Annotated in this window: 18 protein-coding genes; 11 read left to right on the top strand and 7 right to left on the bottom strand. The window is 66.4% G+C overall.

The annotated features are described in order from the left end of the window. Window positions 1-89 precede the first annotated feature (89 nt). Both groL and groES read right to left on the bottom strand, forming a co-directional pair. On the bottom strand, window positions 90-1,736 hold the full coding sequence (groL, locus tag L286_RS32500; RefSeq protein WP_020819281.1) for a chaperonin GroEL: 1,647 nt from the start codon (window positions 1,734-1,736) through the stop codon (window positions 90-92). A 96-nt stretch (window positions 1,737-1,832) separates the two neighbouring features. Then, on the bottom strand, window positions 1,833-2,120 hold the full coding sequence (gene groES, locus L286_RS32495) for a co-chaperone GroES (protein ID WP_007688871.1): 288 nt from the start codon (window positions 2,118-2,120) through the stop codon (window positions 1,833-1,835). A gap of 442 nt (window positions 2,121-2,562) precedes the next feature. Between groES and yghU the strand changes: the two genes are divergently transcribed. Beyond that, entirely contained in the window at window positions 2,563-3,432 is an 870-nt protein-coding gene (gene yghU / locus L286_RS32490) for a glutathione-dependent disulfide-bond oxidoreductase (protein WP_020819282.1), read from the top strand. A 186-nt stretch (window positions 3,433-3,618) separates the two neighbouring features. On the opposite strand, the gene L286_RS32485 is transcribed toward yghU, so the two are convergent. Together L286_RS32485 and L286_RS32480 are read right to left on the bottom strand one after the other, a co-directional pair. Then, window positions 3,619-4,890 (bottom strand): hypothetical protein, encoded by a 1,272-nt coding sequence (locus L286_RS32485; protein WP_025160791.1) that lies wholly within the window; start codon window positions 4,888-4,890, stop codon window positions 3,619-3,621. Window positions 4,891-4,997: 107 nt separating this feature from the next. Then, window positions 4,998-6,278: a hypothetical protein gene (locus tag L286_RS32480; protein WP_007688864.1), complete on the bottom strand. Its 1,281-nt coding sequence runs from the start codon at window positions 6,276-6,278 to the stop codon at window positions 4,998-5,000. A 242-nt stretch (window positions 6,279-6,520) separates the two neighbouring features. Here L286_RS32480 and gyrA point away from each other — a divergent pair, with 242 nt between their 5' ends. Continuing rightward, window positions 6,521-9,253 (top strand): DNA gyrase subunit A, encoded by a 2,733-nt coding sequence (gyrA, locus tag L286_RS32475; RefSeq protein WP_020819285.1) that lies wholly within the window; start codon window positions 6,521-6,523, stop codon window positions 9,251-9,253. After that, window positions 9,250-9,597 carry a DUF952 domain-containing protein gene (locus tag L286_RS32470; protein ID WP_020819286.1) on the top strand — a complete coding sequence of 116 codons (348 nt, stop codon included), beginning with the start codon at window positions 9,250-9,252 and terminating at the stop codon, window positions 9,595-9,597. Before gyrA ends, L286_RS32470 begins: the two co-directional genes overlap by 4 nt. A gap of 417 nt (window positions 9,598-10,014) precedes the next feature. Here the strand turns inward: L286_RS32470 and L286_RS32465 are convergent, their stop codons facing one another. After that, window positions 10,015-11,133 (bottom strand): glycosyltransferase, encoded by a 1,119-nt coding sequence (locus tag L286_RS32465; RefSeq protein ID WP_020819287.1) that lies wholly within the window; start codon window positions 11,131-11,133, stop codon window positions 10,015-10,017. A 53-nt stretch (window positions 11,134-11,186) separates the two neighbouring features. Here L286_RS32465 and L286_RS32460 point away from each other — a divergent pair, with 53 nt between their 5' ends. The 8 genes from L286_RS32460 to L286_RS32430 all read left to right on the top strand — a co-directional run bounded on the left by L286_RS32460 (window position 11,187) and on the right by L286_RS32430 (window position 17,777). Next, window positions 11,187-12,089 carry a lysophospholipid acyltransferase family protein gene (locus tag L286_RS32460; protein WP_025160896.1) on the top strand — a complete coding sequence of 301 codons (903 nt, stop codon included), beginning with the start codon at window positions 11,187-11,189 and terminating at the stop codon, window positions 12,087-12,089. Window positions 12,090-12,130: 41 nt separating this feature from the next. After that, window positions 12,131-12,775 (top strand): phosphoribosylanthranilate isomerase, encoded by a 645-nt coding sequence (locus L286_RS32455; RefSeq protein ID WP_013040413.1) that lies wholly within the window; start codon window positions 12,131-12,133, stop codon window positions 12,773-12,775. A 90-nt stretch (window positions 12,776-12,865) separates the two neighbouring features. Further along, window positions 12,866-14,107: a tryptophan synthase subunit beta gene (trpB, locus tag L286_RS32450; RefSeq protein ID WP_020819289.1), complete on the top strand. Its 1,242-nt coding sequence runs from the start codon at window positions 12,866-12,868 to the stop codon at window positions 14,105-14,107. Continuing rightward, window positions 14,104-14,256: a hypothetical protein gene (locus L286_RS48935; protein WP_157838175.1), complete on the top strand. Its 153-nt coding sequence runs from the start codon at window positions 14,104-14,106 to the stop codon at window positions 14,254-14,256. The genes trpB and L286_RS48935 overlap by 4 nt, the downstream gene beginning before the upstream one ends. Next, a complete protein-coding gene (gene trpA / locus L286_RS32445) occupies window positions 14,249-15,076 on the top strand; it encodes a tryptophan synthase subunit alpha (RefSeq protein WP_020819290.1) in 828 nt (275 codons plus the stop codon). The genes L286_RS48935 and trpA overlap by 8 nt, the downstream gene beginning before the upstream one ends. Beyond that, complete coding sequence (accD, locus tag L286_RS32440; RefSeq protein WP_007688844.1) at window positions 15,073-15,924, top strand: acetyl-CoA carboxylase, carboxyltransferase subunit beta; 852 nt, start codon at window positions 15,073-15,075, stop codon at window positions 15,922-15,924. Before trpA ends, accD begins: the two co-directional genes overlap by 4 nt. A gap of 21 nt (window positions 15,925-15,945) precedes the next feature. Continuing rightward, window positions 15,946-17,268: a bifunctional folylpolyglutamate synthase/dihydrofolate synthase gene (locus tag L286_RS32435; protein ID WP_007688843.1), complete on the top strand. Its 1,323-nt coding sequence runs from the start codon at window positions 15,946-15,948 to the stop codon at window positions 17,266-17,268. 68 nt (window positions 17,269-17,336) lie between these two features. Further along, complete coding sequence (locus tag L286_RS32430) at window positions 17,337-17,777, top strand: DUF6628 family protein (protein ID WP_020819291.1); 441 nt, start codon at window positions 17,337-17,339, stop codon at window positions 17,775-17,777. 9 nt (window positions 17,778-17,786) lie between these two features. Here L286_RS32430 and L286_RS32425 read toward each other — a convergent pair whose 3' ends face one another. Further along, window positions 17,787-19,097: an AmpG family muropeptide MFS transporter gene (locus tag L286_RS32425; RefSeq protein ID WP_020819292.1), complete on the bottom strand. Its 1,311-nt coding sequence runs from the start codon at window positions 19,095-19,097 to the stop codon at window positions 17,787-17,789. Between the two features lie 94 nt (window positions 19,098-19,191). Then, a complete protein-coding gene (locus tag L286_RS32420; protein WP_013040418.1) occupies window positions 19,192-19,650 on the bottom strand; it encodes a response regulator in 459 nt (152 codons plus the stop codon). Window positions 19,651-19,941 lie beyond the last annotated feature (291 nt).

Raw genomic sequence — 19,941 nt, 5'->3', positions numbered from 1 at the left:
GAGAAGCTCTCCACCGGCCTTTTCCGATTTTTCCGGGCTTTGGACTTCCCTTGTCGCGGGCGAGCCGTAGGCCCGCCCGCAACGCGGTGTTAGAAGTCCATGCCGCCCATGCCGCCCATGCCGCCGCCGGGCATGCCCATCGGCGCCTTGTCGTCGGAGGGCAGTTCGGCGATGGTCGCCTCGGTCGTGATCAGCAGGCCGGCCACCGAAGCGGCGTCCTGCAGCGCGGCGCGGACGACCTTGGTCGGGTCGATCACGCCAGCGGCGACCAGGTTCTCATAGGTGTCGGTCGCGGCGTTGAAGCCCTTGGTCTCGTCATTTTCGCGCAGCAGGTTGCCCGCAACGACGGCGCCGTCGACGCCCGCATTCTGGGCGATCTGGCGCAGCGGCGCTTCGATGGCCTTGCGGATGATGTCGATGCCGCGGGTCTGGTCGTCGTTCGCGCCCTTGAGGTCCTTGAGGGCCTTGGTCGCATAGAGCAGGGCCGTGCCGCCGCCGGGGACGATGCCTTCTTCAACGGCCGCGCGGGTTGCGTGCAGCGCGTCGTCGACGCGGTCCTTGCGCTCCTTGACTTCCACTTCGGTCGCGCCGCCGACCTTGATGACGGCAACGCCGCCAGCCAGCTTGGCCAGACGCTCCTGCAGCTTTTCGCGGTCATAATCGGACGTGGTCGATTCGATCTGAGCGCGGATCTGCTCGGTGCGGCCCTTGATCGCTTCGCCATCGCCAGCGCCGTCGACAATGGTGGTGTTGTCCTTGTCGATGGTGACGCGCTTGGCGGTGCCGAGCATGCCGAGGGTGACGTTCTCAAGCTTGATGCCGAGGTCTTCGGAGATGACTTCGCCCTTGGTCAGGACGGCGATGTCCTCCAGCATGGCCTTGCGGCGGTCGCCGAAGCCAGGCGCCTTGACCGCAGCGACCTTCAGGCCGCCGCGCAGCTTGTTGACGACCAGGGTCGCCAGCGCTTCGCCCTCGATGTCTTCCGCGATGATGAGGAGCGGACGGCCCGACTGAACCACGGCTTCGAGGATCGGCAGGATCGACTGCAGGTTCGACAGCTTCTTTTCGTGGATCAGGATGTAGGGGTCGGCGAGTTCGACCTGCATCTTTTCCGGGTTGGTGATGAAGTAGGGCGACAGGTAGCCGCGGTCGAATTGCATGCCTTCGACAACGTCCAGCTCGAAATCGAGGCCCTTGGCTTCCTCGACGGTGATCACGCCTTCCTTGCCGACGCGGTCCATGGCTTCGGCGATCTTTTCGCCGACTTCACGGTCGCCATTGGCCGAGATGATGCCGACCTGGGCGACTTCGTTCGAACCGGCAACCGGCTTCGAGCGGGCCTTGATGTCCTCGACAACCTTGGCGACGGCGAGATCGATGCCGCGCTTCAGGTCCATCGGGTTCATGCCGGCGGCGACCGACTTCATGCCTTCGCGCACGATGGCCTGGGCCAGGACGGTCGCGGTGGTGGTGCCGTCACCGGCGATGTCGTTGGTCTTCGAAGCGACTTCGCGGACCATCTGGGCGCCCATATTCTCGAACTTGTCCTTCAGTTCGATTTCCTTGGCGACGCTGACGCCGTCCTTGGTGATTCGGGGGGCGCCGAAGCTCTTGTCGATGACGACGTTGCGGCCCTTGGGGCCCAGGGTCACCTTGACCGCGTCGGCCAGGATGTCGACGCCGCGCAGGATGCGCTCACGAGCGTCACGCGAAAACTTTACGTCCTTCGCTGCCATGATCTTTACCTCTCTTGAATTGCAAATCTTGCGAAGTTCACACCGTTATGAGGCACGAATTTCCGCCAAAATAGGAAATGACGATCTGGTTCGCAGTTACGCGATGACGCCCAGGATGTCGCTTTCCTTCATGATGAGCAGGTCTTCACCGTCGACCTTGACCTCGGTGCCCGACCATTTGCCGAACAGGATGCGGTCGCCGGCCTTGACGTCCAGCGGGGTCACCTTGCCGTCTTCGGCCTTGGAGCCGGTGCCGACGGAGACGATTTCGCCTTCCTGCGGCTTTTCCTTGGCGGTGTCGGGGATGATGATGCCGCCGGCGGTCTTCTCTTCCGCCTCTACGCGGCGGACGAGAACGCGGTCATGCAACGGACGAAATGCCATGTTGAGTGCCTTTCCCTCTTTACGACGTTGAATGGGATCGGGTGGAACCGCCCATGGCGGGCGACTCCGGCTCCTTCTCCCTGTTGAACTCGCATCTGTTAGCACTCCTCGTCGGGGAGTGCCAGCGCCGTTTCATATGGACGGGAAGGCGGGACGATCAAGAGCCTGCGTGCAAATTTTTTCATGCCCCTCCATCCCCGTCCATCGACACGGCGCGAAGAAACATGACGCCGGTCCTATAGGCCTTCCCTGCCGGCGGAGACAGCCGGACAGCGACGAAATGCGTTCCACGTGCAAAAAACGCGACCAATGCAGCCGCTGCCGCCGCGCTGCCTTTTTTGATCATGCGGGGTTTGCGCCGGACAGGGTCGATCCTTACCTAGCCGAAGCAGCGGGCGTGACCCGCCCCACCCTCTTTCCGCTTCCCCAAGGAGACGCCCTCATGACCGACACAGCCTATATTCCGCCGCGCGTCTGGACCTGGGACAAGGAAAGCGGGGGCGCCTTCGCCAACATCAACCGGCCAGTCGCCGGGCCGACCCATGACAGGGAATTGCCGGTCGGCAGGCACCCGCTCCAGCTCTACTCGCTCGCCACGCCCAATGGGCAGAAGGTGACGATCATGCTGGAGGAACTGCTGGCGGCGGGCAAGGACGCCGAATATGACGCCTGGCTGATCCGCATCAACGAGGGCGACCAGTTCGGCAGCGGCTTCGTGTCGGTCAATCCCAACAGCAAGATTCCGGCGCTGATGGACCATGGCGTCTCGCCGCCCCGGCGGGTGTTCGAATCCGGGTCCATCCTGGTCTATCTGGCCGAGAAATTCGGCGCCTTCCTGCCGACCGACCCGGCCGGGCGGACCGAGACGCTGAACTGGCTGTTCTGGCAGATGGGCAGCGCGCCGCTGCTGGGCGGGGGGTTCGGCCATTTCTACGCCTATGCGCCGGAAAAATTCGAATATGCGATCAACCGCTATGCGATGGAGGCGAAGCGGCAGTTGGACGTGCTGGACCGGCAACTGGCTGAGCATGAATATGTCGCGGGCGACGAATATACGATCGCGGACATGGCCATCTGGCCCTGGTATGGCGGGGTGGCGCTGGGCCGGGCCTATGACGCGGCGGAATTCCTGGACGTGGGGAGCTATGCCAATGTGCTGCGCTGGGCCGAGCAGATCGACGCCCGGCCCGCGGTGCAGCGCGGTCGGATGGTCAACAAGGCGAACGGACCGCTGGAAGGGCAGCTTCGGGAGCGGCATGACGCCGGGGATTTCGCGACGCGGACGCAGGACAAGCTGGAGGGCGCCGGTTGAGCGGACACAACCTGCTGATGGCATGATCGGGCGCATGATCGGGCGATGGTGAAGTGCCGTTTCGGACGGGAAGGCGGACGGTCAGCTTCCTGAGCGTCTCGCCCTCCTGCGAGGGCAAAAGCGCAAGACGCTCAAAAAAAAAAACCGGCAATGACCCAAACCTGTCCAGCCGTGGAGCCTGCCCCTTCAACCCGCCGGCGGCAGGACGGCCGGCGTGGACGCCGTCTTGCGGCTCTGCTGGTCGACCCAGACCGACCAGAAGCCGGCGACATTCGCCCAATTGCCGGTCGTCACCTGGCCCAGCGCGGCCTTCGCGCCCGCCAGGTCGCCCGACCGCGCCAGCGCCACGCCAAGCCGGGCATTCGCCTTGCCGGCATCGACGCCTCCCTTGCCGAGGGCAAGGCGATATTGCTCCACCGCCTGGGGGAACTGGCCGAGCGAGAAATAGGTGTCGCCCACCGCCATGGCGGCCGACCCGTCCTTCGCCGCCGCCGCCTTCTTCGCCGCGGCGGGCAGGCCCGCTATCTCCTTCGCGGCCTTGGGCGTCGCGCTCTTGAGCAGTTGCGCCGTGGCCGCCTGCGTCGGCGTCAACTTGCCGGCCGATCGGCCTGCCTCGATGATCGCCTTGGTCTCCGCGCTATAGCCTGTCTTTTCGGCCAGTTGCGCATAGGCCTGATAATCGCGCTCGCTCGCCATGGCGCCATTGGCGGCCTGAAGGCGATAGAGGTCGAGCTGCACCTGCGCGTCCATGCCGGGGGCCGCCAGGTAATTGGCGAGGGCCGACCGCCACTCGCCCGCCGAATCATAACGGGACAGCCGTTCCCGATACAGCGCGCCCAATTCGGTCCAGTCCCCCGCCTGATAGGCCATGGAGATCGCCCGGTCGTACCAGGCCGCCGGGATAGGCTGCCCGGCCTCCCGCTGCCGCGCCAGGGCCTGCTGCACGAAGCCGCGCGCGTCCTTGGGCCGGTTGCGGCGGATGGCGATGTCGGCGCGCAGCATGGTCGCGTCGATCGGATCGTAGCCGAGCGTCCGGGCATAATCGAGCTGCGCCGTCGCATCGTCGTAATTGCCGACGATGTAGGACAGATAGCCCGCAATGTAGCGCAGGCGGGGCATGTCGCCCTTCGGCACGGAAGACGTCTTGAACATGTCGTTCAGCGCCACCCGCTGCGCCTGCCGGTCGACCTTCAGCACGGCAAGCTGGAACCGCAGGCCCGCCGCCACATAGGCCTCGAAATCGCTGACCGGCATCAGGCCCGAAATCTGCGCCTGCGCGGTCGAGACATCGCCGGCCCTGATCGCGGCGTCCGCCGCCTGCGTCGCGGCGCGGAACCCGTCCGACATCTGGATCGCCGGGCCGACGGCCGGCTTCTTCGCGACGGCGGGCGCGGCGACCAGCAGGGCGGCGCCGGCCAGCAGCCCGCAGGTCAGAATCGAATGTCTCGTCATGGCCATGTCAGCCATCCCCCTTGTCGCCCGGCATCGGCCAGGCCGTCATCATGGTGGAAGATGATGGAGGCGCGCCGCCCGCGCCGGGCGGCGCGCCCCACATCAGGCAAGGATCAGGCCTTGGTCGCCAGATAGGCCAGCCACAGATCGGCGATCTGCTTGCGCGAACCGGCCTGCACCGACTGGAACGCCGCCTTGGCCGACGCATTGTCGCCGCCCAGCGCCTTGGCGATGCCCATGCGGGTGTTGATTTCGTCCGCGTCGACGCCGCCCTTCTGCTTGGCGAGTTCGAACATCGCCGCCGCCTTGGCATAGTCGCCATAGCCCAGATAGGCGTCGGCGGTCGCCGCCGCGATCTTGCCGTTCGCCGCCTTCTTCGCGTCAGCCTCCGCAGTGCCCAGCGAACCCTTGTCGCCCGCGATCTTGGGCACCGCCGTCTGGTACAGGTCGCCGCCCTGGCTGGCGCTCAGCACGCCCTTGCTGCGGCCAGCGTCGATCGCCGACTTCACTTCGCCGTAGATGCCGGTCTTCGAGGCCATTTCGGCATATTCCAGATAATCCTGCGCCACGACCAGACCGCCGGAGGTCGCCATGAGGCGCAGCACGTCCAGATTTTCGCGGTTGGAGATATTGGGATTGGCCTGCTGGAACAGGCGGATCAGCGTGCGCAGATTTTCCCCGCTGGGCGCGGCCTGATAGGCCATCTTGGCCCATTCGGTGACTTCGGGCAGCTTCGCCTGCGCGGCGCGGCTGACGCCGATCTGATACCATTGCGCCGGCACCTGGCCCCCGGCCGCCCTGGTGGCGTCCGCCGCGGCCTTGAGCGCGGCGAGACCCTGCTGGTTCAGGCCGCGCTGCGGTTCGACCGAACTGTTGGCGGTGCCGGCCTTGCCGAAATAGGCCTGGGCCAGCGTCACGTTCACCGCGTCGGGCTTGTAACCGGCGGCGGCCGCCGCCTGGGCGCGGGTGATGGCGAGATCGTAATTCTTCGCCTGCAACGCCTGGTCGGCGGCGACGGCGTTGAACTGGCCCGCCTGCTCCGGCGGAGTGAGGCCGCTGTCCAGCATCTGCGTCAGCGCCTCGCTCTGCATCGCGGCATCCTTGCTGGCGATGGAGGCGTTCAGCTTGATGGCGCCGATCTGATATTTGTCGTCGTTCGACTTCGCCTTGCTGTCCGCGTCGGCCAGCGCCGCCTTGGCCGCGGCGAAATCCTGCTTCTCCGCCGCCTGCTGGGCGGCCTGCAACGCCTTGATCACGTCGGGCGAGACGTTCAGCTTCGGGGCGCCGCCCTTCTTCTCGTCCTTCTTGGCCGCGAATGCCGGGGCCGAGACGGCGCCGCCGGCCAGCGCAAGGGTCAGCGCGAGCGCCACGGGGGTAACAAAACGCATGTTCATCTTCTCCTCTGCGCCCGCGGGACAGGCGGCCTTTGTTTGACGCCGATTAGGGGTCGGCGCGTGAATAACGTTTGAACGACCTATATGCACCAGTTGACCGCCTGTCAGCCCCCCGGAAACGATCCGGCGCGTCCGGCACGCATCTCATGCCTTTGCGCGTGCGCGCGCGAGGGGTGACAGATTTGTTTCGCTCCGCTAGTGCATGATGCACAACAAGCACTCACCGAAAAAAGAGAATCGACTTGACCGACGAGACTACCCTCGCCGACCCTTCGGACATCAGCCCCATCTCCATCGTGGAGGAGATGAAGGCAAGCTATCTCGACTATGCCATGTCGGTCATCGTCGCCCGCGCCCTGCCGGACGTGCGCGACGGGCTGAAGCCGGTCCACCGCCGCATTCTCTTTTCCGCCCATGAATCGGGCTTCACCCACAACAAGCCCTATCGCAAGTCGGCGCGCATCGTCGGCGACGTGATCGGTAAATATCACCCGCATGGCGACAGCGCGATCTATGACGCATTGGCGCGCATGACGCAGGACTGGTCGATGCGCGTGCCGCTGATCGACGGCCAGGGCAATTTCGGTTCCATGGACCCCGATCCGCCGGCGGCGATGCGCTACACCGAGGCGCGCCTTGCCAAGGTGACGAACGCGCTGCTGGACGATCTGGACAAGGACACCGTCGATTTCCAGCCGAACTACGACGCTTCGGAAAGCGAGCCGCAGGTTCTGCCCGCCCGCTTCCCCAACCTGCTGGTCAACGGCGCGGGCGGCATCGCGGTCGGCATGGCGACCAATATCCCGCCGCATAACCTGGGCGAAGTGATCCGCGCCTGCCTCGCCTATATCGACAACACCGGCATCACCATCGACGAGCTGATCCAGATCGTCCCCGGCCCCGATTTTCCGACCGCGCCCTTGATCCTGGGCCAGTCCGGCGCCCGCAGCGCCTATCATACGGGGCGCGGCTCCATCATGATGCGCGCCCGGCATGAGATTGAGGAAGGGCGCGGAGACCGCCGCTCCATCGTCCTCACCGCCATCCCCTACCAGGTCGGCAAGAACGGCCTGGTCGAAAAGATCGCCGAAGCCGCCAAGGACAAGCGGATCGAGGGCATCAGCGACATTCGCGACGAATCGAGCCGCGAGGGCGTGCGCATCGTCATGGACCTGAAGCGCGACGCCACGCCGGAAGTTGTGCTGAACCAGCTATGGCGCAACACGCCCGCCCAGTCGAGCTTCCCGGCCAACATGCTCGCCATTCGCGGGGGCCGTCCGGAACTGCTCAACATCCGCGACATCATCGAGGCGTTCGTCCGCTTCCGCGAAGAGGTCATCACTCGCCGCACCAAATATGAACTCAACAAGGCCCGCGACCGGGCGCATATCTTGCTGGGCCTCGTCATCGCGGTCACCAACCTCGACGAGGTGGTGCGCATCATCCGGGGTTCGGCCAGCCCGGCCGAGGCCCGCGAAACCCTGCTCGCCCGCGATTGGCCGGTGGCGGAGATCGCGCCCTATCTGAAGCTGGTAGAGGCCATCGAGACGGAAGTCGGCGGCGACAGCTACCGCCTGTCCGACACGCAGGTCCGCGCCATTCTGGACCTGCGCCTGCACCGCCTGACCGCGCTCGGCCGGGACGAGATCGGCAACGAGCTGGCGGAACTCGCCGCCGCGATCGCCGAATATCTCGCCATATTGGGCGACCGGGTGAAGCTCTATGCCGTGATGCGCGAGGAGTTCGAGGCGATCGAACGCGACTTCGCCACCCCGCGCCTGTCGGAAATCACCGCCGCCGCCGACGGCATAGACGATGAAGACCTGATCGAGCGGGAGGAGATGGTCGTCACCGTCACCGTGCAGGGCTATATCAAGCGCACCCCGCTGGAGAGCTTCCGCGCCCAGGCCCGCGGCGGCAAGGGCCGTTCGGGCATGACGACCAAGGATGAGGACGCGATCACCGAATTGTTCGTAACCTCCACCCACACGCCGGTCCTCTTCTTCTCGACGGCGGGCAAGGTCTATCGCCTCAAGGTCTGGCGCCTGCCCGAAGGCGGCCCTGCCACGCGCGGCCGGCCGATGGTGAACCTGCTGCCCTTGAGCCCCGGAGAGACGATCCAGACCGTCCTGCCCCTGCCGGAGGACGAGGATAGCTGGAAGGACCTGCACGTCATGTTCGCGACCGCGAACGGCACGGTCCGGCGCAACAGCATGGACGCCTTCGCCAACATCCCGTCGAACGGCAAGATCGCGATGCGCTTCGACGATGAAAGCGACGACCGCCTGATCGGCGTGGCGCTGCTGACCGAAGAGGACGACGTGCTGCTCGCCACCCGCCAGGGCAAGGCGATCCGCTTCCAGGCGACGGACGTGCGCGAATTCCAGAGCCGCACCTCGACCGGCGTGCGCGGCATGACGCTCAAAAAGGACGATGAGGTCATCTCGCTCTCCATCCTTCACCGCTCGGGCGCCAATCAGGAGGAGCGCGACGATTATCTGCGCTTCGCCCCGTGGAAGGCGGAGAAGGAAGGATCGCCGCAGATGAGCGCGGAACGCTTCGCCGAACTGGCCGCGAAGGAACAGTTCATCCTCACCGTCTGCGCCAATGGCTATGGCAAGCTGTCCTCCGCCTATGACTATCGCCGCACCGGGCGCGGCGGGCAGGGCATCACCAATATCGACAATATCGGCCGCAACGGCCCCGTCGTCGCCAGCTTCCCGGCGCGGCATGGCGACCATCTGATGCTGGTCACCGACCAGGCGAAGCTGATCCGCATGGGCCTTGAGTCCCTCCGCGTCATCGGCCGCAGTTCAGCCGGCGTGCGCCTGTTCAACGTGTCCGACGACGAGCATGTCGTCAGCGCGGCAAAGATCGAGGAAAGCGACGAGGAGACGGAGGTGAGCACCCCCGCCGGCCTGGAAGTCAGCCCGGAGGCCAGCCCCGAAGCGGATCCGGACCTGACCGAGGAGTGACCGACCTCTTCGCCTACAAGATCCTGACGAAGGATCAGTATGACCAGTTGAAGGCGGATGGCGCGTTCAAGGGCGCGCCGGTCGATCTGGCCGACGGCTACATCCACATGTCCACCCGCGAGCAGGCCGCCGAGACGGCCGCCAGGCATTTTGCGGGGCAGGACCATCTGGTGATGCTGATGGTCGACCTGGCCCCTTTCGGCGACGCGCTGAAATGGGAAGAATCGCGTGGCGGCGCCCTCTTCCCGCACCTCTATGGCGCACTGCCGCTCAGCGCCGTGGCGGGCAAGGTGATCCTGCGCCTGGACGAGCAGGGCAGGCATCTCTTTCCGGCGGGTTTCTAACCCCCCTGGGGCAATGCAGGCAGGCTCGCGGAAGGCTGCTCCGCCTCCCGCGCTATTTCCGGTTCACAGCAGCGTCATCCGCTGGCGGGGGCCTGTCCCGGCGCTCTCCTGAGATGGCGAGATGGGTCAGATGCTTCGTTTTCATGCCTTGGTGACGTTACTGAAGGGTGGGGAGCGGACATTTCCCCCTATTCGTCACCCCGGACTTGATCCGGGGTGACGGAAAACTGGTGACGGGAGGTGGCCAATCGCCGTCTTTAGGTGCGCCTGCTTCAAGGAAAACGGAACGTCCGCTCCTCATCCTGCGTCTCTAGAACCCTCTTTCCCCTGCTCCCTGGAATGCCCGATTCGCCTGCGGCTTCTGCGCACGCCTGCGCTTGTGCTGCGAAATCGATAGAGAAAATGACCGGAGTCCCGTCATTCCACTCTCTCCATCCGGACGACGCGCTTGTCGCTCATCCAATAATCATAGCCGCCCCATCTGATCCGCCGGGAAGCCGCCGCCGCCAACTGAATTCCCCAATGCGTCCAGCACACGGCAAAAGGCGCCAGCACATCCCACCAGAGCGAGCGCCGCGCCGCCCGCGCCTGGCCCCGTTCCAGCACGCTCGCGATGATCCGCCGCCGGATCAGCGCCCGTCCCGCGGCCGCCGCATAGCCAACGCCCACGGCGCTCCAGCCGCCCCAACCCAGCGCCCAAATCCAGCCCAGCGCCTGCGCGCCCGCCACGGCGCAGGCGATCAGCCACATTCCCGCGCTGTTCGTCAGGACATGCCGATATTGCCGCACGCCGAAGCCCAGCGCCCCCCGCCCCTCCAGCGGGCTGGCCACCAGCAGATCGCGCACCGGCCGCAACCGCAGCTTCGCCCGCCATCCGGCAAGCCCGATCGTCATGTCGTCCGACAACCGCCCCGCCAGCGCGGCATCCAGGTCCAGCCGCTCCGCCGTTTCCCGCGTCAGCGCCATGGCCCCGCCCCAGGGCATGGTCGCGCTCGCCGCCCTGGGCAGCGTCGCCAACTGCATTTCGACCGCGCCCACCAGCGTGGCCGCCATGCTGGCTTCCGGCAACAACAGGCGATAGCCGGTCACGATGTCGGCCTTTCCCCGCACCAGCGGAAAGAGCAGCCGTCCCATGAGCCTTGACGGCGGTTCGATGTCCGCGTCGATGAAAATCAGATAACGGTCCCCCTGCCGCAAGGATCGCAGGGCCGCCCGCAGCTTGTGGACCTTCTGCCCCTCATCGCTGGCGATGCCGGCGCGAACGATCTGCACCCAGTCCCCTTCGCGCCCCGCCAGCGCCTCCGCCGCCGCGCATGCGCCCGACGTGGCGATCACCAGCCGGAAAGGGGCGGCCTGCGCCTTCAGCCGGGCGACCAGTTCCGGGCCGCCATCCCAGTCGTCGCGCACCGACAGCAGCACCACTACGCCATCGGGCGCTTCCTCCTGCCGGTCGGCCGGCAGGTGCCGCCAATAGTCGAGCACGCCGATCACGCTCAGCCCCTGCACGATCGCCCAAAGCCCCAAGGCCCAACTCATCGCAAATCCAAGCCCTTTACCGCCCCGACCGCTGCTGTATGACGGCAGGCGCGATGCTCTCCAACCCCTTTCTCTTCACCCTCCTCCGCATTCTTCCCGCGTCCCTCGCCTCCTGGCTGGGCGGATGGCTGTCGGCCAACATCGCCCGCAAGTCGATGAAGCTGCGGGATGAGCGCGCGCGCAGGAACCTTGCCATCCTTCGCCCCGATCTGGACGATGCGACCCGCGAGGCGATGCTCACCCGCCGCTGGTTCAACCTGGGCCGCACCATGGCCGAACTCACCAATATCGACCGGCTGATCGACAACGATCATGTGACGGTGGAGGATGCGGATGGCTATCGGCGGGTGCTCGACGGCCCCGGTCCGCTGATCGCCCTTTCCGTGCATCTGGGGAATTGGGACCTGCTCGCCGCGCATATCAAGGCGTCGACCGACAGGCCGGGCCTGGGCATCTACGACCCGCCGGAAGACCCCCGGCAGGCGGCCATGCTCAAGCGCGCCCGATCCAGCTATATGGGCGAGGCGATCACCGGGGGCGGCGCCGCCCGCGGCGTGCTGAAGCATCTCGCCGGCCGGGACCGCGCCACCCTCTACATCCTGCTGGACGAACGCCGGGACCGGCAGGTCTGGTTTCCCCGCTTCGGCCGCGACCTGCCGCCGTCGGGCAACCTTTCCGTCGCGCTTCGCCTGGCCCGCAAGGTCGGCGCCAGGTTCCTGCCCTTCTACCTGATCCGCAGCGAAGGGCCGCATTTCCGCGTTCACTGGCACCCTCCGCTCGATCCCGCCCTGCTTTCCGACGACCGGATCATGGATCAGGTGGACGCCTTCCTCGGCAAGGCCTGCGTGGATCATGCCGATCAGTGGCTTGCGCTGCACGACATGGACCTGGCGGCTCCCGTCGCCGCCGTCGCGGCTGCGCAGGAGGAAGGGCCAGGGGAAGAGAGGGCGGGATGAAAGCGGTTCTCACGCCCGGCCGCACCCGCTAAAGCGCCCCCATGCCCCGACTCGCCATCAAGATCTGCGGCCTTTCGACGCCAGAGACCGTGGGCGCCGCCATGCGCGCGGACGCGACGCATCTGGGCTTCGTCCATTTTCCGAAAAGCCCCCGGCATGTCGAAGCGGATCAATTGCGCGCCCTCGCCGCGCCTGTCCCGTCCCATGTCGAACGGGTCGCCGTGCTGGTCGATCCCACGGACGAAATCCTGGCGGGCCTGGCCGCCACCGGCTCCCTCACCGCGCTCCAGCTTCACGGCAGGGAGCCTCCCGAACGCGCGGCGGCCATTCGCAGGCGCTTCGGCATTCCCGTCTGGAAGGCCATTTCCGTCAAGACCCGCGCCGACATAGAGGCCGCCCGCGCCTATGCGGGCGCCGCCGACTTCATCCTGTTCGACGCCAGGACGCCCCATGGTTCGGCGCTCCCCGGCGGCATGGGCCTGCGCTTCGACTGGACGCTGCTGCGCGGCGCTGCCCCGTCCCTGCCCTGGGGGCTTTCCGGCGGCCTGGACGTCGACAATGTGGCCGAAGCCGTCCGCATCACGGGCGCGCCGCTGGTCGACATTTCCTCCGGCGTCGAAAGCGCGCCGGGCATCAAGAGTGTGGACAAGATCATGGCCTTCTGCAATGCGGCATCGGCATGTTGACGCAGCGCGCCCCTTTAGAACGCATCGGCCTTCGATGGCGTTGATCACTTGGCCCAAGTGATCCAACCCATGCCCGAAGAGACAGAAGCGATGACCGATAGCATGACCCTGCCCAACAGCCTGCGTTCGCAGCCCGACGCCTCCGGCCATTTCGGCGCCTTTGGCGGCCGTTACGTGGCCGAAACCCTGATGCCGCTCATCCTGGAGCTGGAGAAGGTGTACAAGGAGGCGAAGCAGGACCCCGCCTTCGACGCGGAATTCACCGAATTGCTGCGCAGCTATGTCGGCCGCCCGAACCCGCTTTACCATGCCGCGCGCCTGACCGAGGCGCTGCGCGCCGAAGCGCCGCCCGGCAAGGGCGCGAAAATCTATCTGAAGCGCGAGGAGCTGAACCACACCGGCGCGCACAAGATCAACAATTGCATCGGCCAGGCGCTGCTGGCCCGCCGCATGGGCAAGAAGAAGGTCATCGCCGAAACCGGCGCGGGCCAGCACGGCGTCGCGACCGCGACTGTCGCCGCGCTGTTCGGCATGGAATGCAAGATCTTCATGGGCGCGAAGGACGTGGAGCGGCAGAAGCCCAACGTCTTCCGCATGAAGCTGCTGGGCGCGGAGGTGATCCCGGTCGTTTCGGGATCGCAGACGCTGAAGGACGCGATGAACGATGCGCTGCGCCATTGGGTGTCGAACGTCCACGACACCTTCTACATCATCGGCACGGCGGCCGGGCCGCACCCCTATCCCGAACTGGTGCGCGATTTCCAGTCGATCATCGGCCGGGAGGCGCGCGAGCAGATACTGGAACTGGAAGGCCGCCTGCCCGACATGCTGATCGCGCCGGTCGGCGGCGGCTCCAACGCCATCGGCCTGTTCCACCCCTTCCTGGACGATGCGGAGGTCAAGATGATCGGCGTCGAAGCGGCGGGCGAAGGATTGCAGGGCAAGCATGCCGCCTCCCTCGCGGGCGGCAAGTCCGGCATATTGCACGGCAACCGCACCTACCTGCTCCAGGACGAGGACGGGCAGATCACCGAGGCGCACAGCATCTCGGCCGGCCTGGATTATCCCGGCATCGGGCCTGAACATAGCTGGCTGCATGAAATCGGCCGGGTCGACTATATGCCGATCACCGACGATGAGGCGCTGGCCAGCTTCCAGAAGCTCTCCGCGCTGGAGGGGATCATCCCGGCGCTGGAATCGGCGCACGCCATCGCCAGCGCGGAAAAGGTCGCGCCGACGCTGGACGCCGACCAGATATTGATCGTCAACCTCTCCGGCCGCGGCGACAAGGACATCTTCACCGTGGCGACCGCTTTGGGGGTGGAGATATGAACCGCCACTCCGTTCGCACCAACGCCGCTTCCATTCGCGCAAATCCCTCCTCCGTTCGCCCTGAGCCTGTCGAAGGGCTGTTCTTCTCTTCAAAGAAAGAGCTGGGCTTCGACAAGCTCAGCCCGAACGGGTACTTTTTCAATGACTGACCGTCTCGCCACCCGCTTCGCCGCCTGCAAAAAGGCGGGCCGCGCCGCGCTCGTCACCTTCGTGACCGCAGGCGATCCGACCGTGGACGACACCCCCGCGATCCTCGACGCGCTGGTGGAAGGGGGCGCGGACATCATCGAACTCGGCATGCCCTTCACCGATCCGATGGCCGACGGCCCGGCCATCGAACTGGCGAACCTGCGCAGCCTTGGCTCCGGCACCAGGACGAAGGACATCTTCGCCCTCGCCGCCGCCTTTCGCGCCAGGCACCCGGAAACCCCGCTGGTCCTGATGGGCTATGCGAACCCGATGCTCGTGCGCGGCTCGGCATGGTTCGCGGAGCAGTGCAAGGCCGCGGGCGTCGACGGCGTCATCTGCGTCGATGTCCCGCCGGAGGAAGATGCCGAGATCGGCCCCGCCCTGCGCGCGGCCGGCGTCCACCTGATCCGGCTGGCGACGCCGACGACCGACGCCGCCAGGCTGCCCGCCGTGCTGAACGGCGCCAGCGGTTTCCTCTACCATGTCGCCGTCGCCGGCATCACCGGCAAGCAGCAGGCCGCGCAGGCCGCCGTCGAGCAGGCCGTCGAGAAGCTCAAGGCCGCCACCGACCTGCCGATCGCCGTGGGCTTCGGCGTGCGCTCCGCCGAACAGGCGGCCGCGATCGGACGCGTCGCCGACGGCGTGGTGGTGGGTTCCGCCATTGTCGACATCATCGGATCGCATGGCGATGCCGCCGCGCCCTTCGTCAAGGATTTCGTCGCCGCCCTTCGGGGCGCGCTGAACGCCAACAGCCCACATTTCCGGGAGACCGCCGCATGAGCTGGATCAACCGCGTCCGCAACGCGCTGCCCTTCATGGCGAAGAAGGAAACCACCGCCGAAACGCTGTGGCACAAATGCCCCTCCTGCGCCGAGATGATCTTCATCAAGGAATGGGAGGACAATCTTTCCGTCTGCCCGCGCTGCGACCATCATGGCCGCATCGGTCCCGCGGAGCGGTTCGAACAGATACTCGACGCCGGATTCATCCTGCTGCCGACGCCGCAGGTGCAGGAAGACCCGCTCAAGTTCCGCGACTCCAAACGCTATCCCGACCGCATAAAGGCCGCCCGCGCCGCGACCGGCGACCAGGACGCGCTGATCAACGCGCGCGGCGCCATAGACGACGTGCCGCTGGTCATGGGGGTCCAGAACTTCGCCTATCTGGGCGGTTCCATGGGCATGGGCGTCGGCGCCGCCTTCATCCAGGGCGTCAACGAAGCCATCGCCCGCAAATGCCCCTATGTGATCTTCACCGCAGCGGGCGGCGCGCGCATGCAGGAGGGCATCCTCTCCCTCATGCAGATGCCGCGATCCACCGTGGCCATCCGGAAACTCCACGCGGCAGGCCTGCCCTATATCGTGGTGCTGACCGATCCGACGACCGGCGGCGTCACGGCGAGCTATGCCATGCTGGGCGACATCCAGATCGCGGAACCCAATGCGCTCATCGGCTTCGCGGGCCAGCGCGTCATCGAAAGCACGATCCGCGAAAAGCTGCCCGACGGCTTCCAGCGCGCCGAATATCTGCTGGAGCACGGCATGCTGGACATGGTCGTCCATCGCAGCGACCTGCGCGACACGCTTGCCAGGGTGATCGGCTACCTCGCCCCACGCGCCGCCGCCTGACGCCAACCGGGACCAGAGCCGATGGCCGACCACGCCGTCTCCGACGATCCGGCCGTCCAGGCCCAGCTCGACCGCCTCGCGACGCTGTCGCCGGGCGCCGACATATTGGGCCTGGAACGCATCGTCCGCCTGCTGGACCGCATCGGCAACCCCCACCGCGCCCTGCCGCCCGTCTTCCATGTCGCGGGCACCAACGGCAAGGGTTCGACCTGCGCCTTCCTGCGCGCCGCGCTGGAGGCGGACGGGAAGACGGTGCATGTCTTCACCTCTCCCCATCTGGTCCGCTTCAACGAACGCATCCGCATCAGCGGCAAGCTGATCTCCGACGAGGCGCTGGCCCATTATCTCTCCCGCGTGCTGGACGTGGCGGAAGGGATCGGCGCCAGCTTCTTCGAAGTCACGACCGCCGCCGCCTTTCTCGCCTTTTCCGAACATCCCGCCGACGCCTGCATCGTGGAAGTGGGGCTTGGCGGCCGCCTGGACGCCACCAATGTCATCGAAAGGCCCGTGATCTGCGGCATCGCGCAGCTCGGCCTCGACCATCAGGGCTTCCTTGGCGCCACGATCCGGGAGATCGCGGCGGAAAAGGCCGGCATCGCCAAGCCCGGCGCGCCGCTGGTGACGCAGCGCTATGCCGACGCACTCTTCCCGGTGATGCTGGAGGCCGCCGCCCGCAACCGGACCCACTGGTTCGCCATGGGGGAAAGCTGGGACGCGGCGGCCTATCGGGATCGCCTCCATTATCGCGACGACCAGGGGCGGCTCGACACGCCCTTGCCGCGCCTGCCCGGCGCGCACCAGATCCATAACGCCGCGCTCGCCTTCGCCATGCTGCGGCACCAGAATGTCGTGCCCGTCAGCGAAGCCGCGCTGAAGGCCGCCCCGCTCTGGGCGCATTGGCCCGCCCGCCTGCAAAGGCTGGACCATGGTCCCTTGCTCGCCCGCCTGCCGGAAGGGACCGAGGCATGGCTGGACGGCGGCCACAATGCCGGCGCGGGCGAGGCGATCAGCGCCTTTTTCAGCAGCGAGCGGCTGGAGGAACAGAAGCTCCAACTGATGATCGGCATGCTGTCGAACAAGGACCTGGACGCCTATCTCCACCCTTTTGCGGGGCGGATCGCGCATATCCATGCCCTGCCGGTGCCCGGCCATGACCATCATCCGCCGGAACGATTCGCCGCCATCGCCGATCGCTGGGGCATCGCCTGCACCGCGCATGCGACGCCCGAAGGCGCCCTTGCCGCCATCTCCGCCCAGCCGGGCCATGCGCCGAAGCTGCTGATCTGCGGCTCCCTCTACCTCGCGGGCGAAATTTTGCGGCTGAACGGCCAATATCCCGACTGAATTTACTTGCGATTGACTCGCAATAGCGTATTTTTGCCTTCCAACGACAAGGCAGAAGGTAAGAACGCATGGCCAACGGAGAGTCCCCCTCCCTCGATCAGCCCCGTCCGCTTCCCGGCGGCTACGGCAACCGGCTGTTCCTCTATGTGATGCGCCGCATGGCGACGGCCGGGGTCAATGACGCCCATGCCGCCAATGCGATGCTGGGCGCCTTTGGCCGCAGCTATCGCCGGCCGCTGGTGCTGATGCGGGCGATGATGCTGGAAATGGCGCGGACATCCAGCCGCAAGATATTGATCGCGCCCTGCTGCTGTTCCCGCATGACGAGCGACGAGGCGCTGATGATGCAGGCCATCGGCGGCGCGCTGCGCAGCCCGCGTTCGGCCTATGAGGATGTCGCCGCCCTGCTGGGCAACGACCATGCGCTGGGCGCGCTCACCTGCCTGCAGGCGGTCGCCCAGGCGCATCGCGATCTGGGACGTCCCCTCGATCTCTACGCGGCGGGTTAGCGCATCGGTTCAGCCATGCTGCGTAGCCGCCGTGCCGACGCTGGCGTCGATCAGCCCGGCGCGCATCATCAGCCAGAAAAGGACGATGCCCGGCACCGCCAGCGCCGTGGTCAGCAGGTAGAAGTCGACATAGCCGAACCGCTCTATCATCGCGCCCGCCGTCGTCCCGGTCAGGAACCGTCCGACGATGCTCGCCGCCGCCGAAATCAGCGCATATTGCGCGGCGGTGAAGCGCAGGTCGCAGAGCGCGGAGAAATAGGCGACCACCGTCACCCCGCCGATGCCGCTCGCGAAATTCTCGAAACCGATGGCGCCGGCCATGCCCCAATTGCTCTTGCCCAGCGCGGCCAGCAGCGCGAAGCTGAAATTGGACACGCCCATCAGCAGCAGGCTGACCAGCACGGACCGCTTCATCCCCATGCGCGCATAGAGCACGCCGCCGACGAAGATTCCGATCAGATAGGCCCAGAAACCGATCCCGACGTCGTAGATGGCGATCTCGTCATTGGTGTAGCCCATGTCGTCGAACAGCAGGCGGAAGGTGAGGTTGGCCAGCGTGTCGCCGATCTTGTGCAACAGGATGAACAGCAGCACCAGCCAGGCGCCGCGCCGCCGGAAGAATTCCACCAGCGGCCCGGCGATCGACTGCCACACTTCGCCCATTCCGCGCCGCGCCGCCGGCTCGCGGTGCCGCTCCGGCTCGCCCAGCACCAGCCCGGTCAGCATGGCGGGCAAGGCGAAGACCGCGCAGGCCAGATAGGCCCCATGCCAGCCGATCCGCGCCGCCAGCACCAGCGCCAGCGCGCCCGCCGCGACCGACCCGATCCGCCAGCCATATTGCGACATGCCGGACCCGACGCCCAATTGCTCCGGCTTCAAAGTCTCGATCCGATAGGCGTCGATCACGATGTCGAAGGTGGCGCCTGCGACGCCGACCAGGATCGCGGCATAGGCCGTCTGCAACAGGCCGGTGGCGGGATCGACCAGCGCCAGGTTGGCGACCGCCGCCATCACGAACGATCCCGCGACCAGCAGCCAACTCACCCGCTGCCCCAGCCGGCCGATGACCGGCAGCCGAACGCCGTCGACGACCCAGGCCCACAGCCATTTGAGGTTATAGACCAGGAAGGCGAGAGTGAAGGCCGTCACCGCCTTCTTGTCGATGCCGTCCTGCGCCAACCGAGTGGTCAGCGTCGCGCCGATCATCGCATAGGGAAAGCCCGATGATATGCCGAGAAAAAAGGCCCCCAGAGGCGCCTTCTGCACATAGGGCTTCACCGCGTCCAGCCAGCCAGCCGAGCCCTTCGCCATGTCGGTCATAAATCGGTGCGCCCCCCGGGGATGATTATCCGGGCCACCATATGGGCAAATGCGGTGGAGGCAAGCCGTCCGCCCATCTTATTCCGGGGGTGGATCAGGGCGCATCCTCGAACAGGTGGAGCCCGTCGGGAAAGCGGGGCAGCGCCTTGCCGCGGAGCAGGGCATCCAGCACGTCGATCGCCGCCAGCAGATCGCGCGGCGCATAGGGCTTGGCCAGGCATCCCAGGGCCATTTCCCTGGCGTCGACCGGGCAGGCGCCCGTCACGAACAGCACCGCGACGCCCTTGCCCGCCGCGAAGCGCGCAAGGTCGACCCCGCTCTTGTCGCCATGCAGGGTGACGTCCGCGATCACCAGGTCGACGCTCTCCTCCTCGATCACGGTGACGGCATGGGCATATTCGTCGACGGTGGCGGCCACGCGATAGCCCGCCATTTCCAGCACATGCTCATTGTCGAAGGCGACCAGCGGCTCATCCTCGACCACCAGGACGCTGCGTATCGCCTTGCGGCGCTCCCGCGCTTCGGCTTCCCCTTTTACCAGCCCGAAAAACATTTGCCGATCCGCCCCATTTGCGCCATTCAGCCGACCAACGTGCAAGGCCCCGAAGGGGTTTCCCATCGCCCCGGCGCATGGGCGCAAGGACAACACCATTCGTCAATTTCCCGGCCTTCCCGATATGGGAATGCCGCCCCGTTTTGAAAAGGAACTCTTCCGTGGAACCGCCGAAAAAATCTGGACCGCCGCGTCGGCCGGGCTCCGGCGGTCCCAGGCGTCCGACGGGCGCCAGGGCTGCGCCGGGATCGCGCCCGGCCCGCCCGCCGTTCAGGAAGACCAAGGCCGCCC

Origin of the sequence: Sphingobium sp. HDIP04 (assembly GCF_000445085.1) — a bacterium.
Taxonomy (GTDB): domain Bacteria; phylum Pseudomonadota; class Alphaproteobacteria; order Sphingomonadales; family Sphingomonadaceae; genus Sphingobium; species Sphingobium indicum.
Note: the sequence above shows the minus strand (reverse complement) of the source record. Positions and strands in the feature narration are given on the sequence as shown.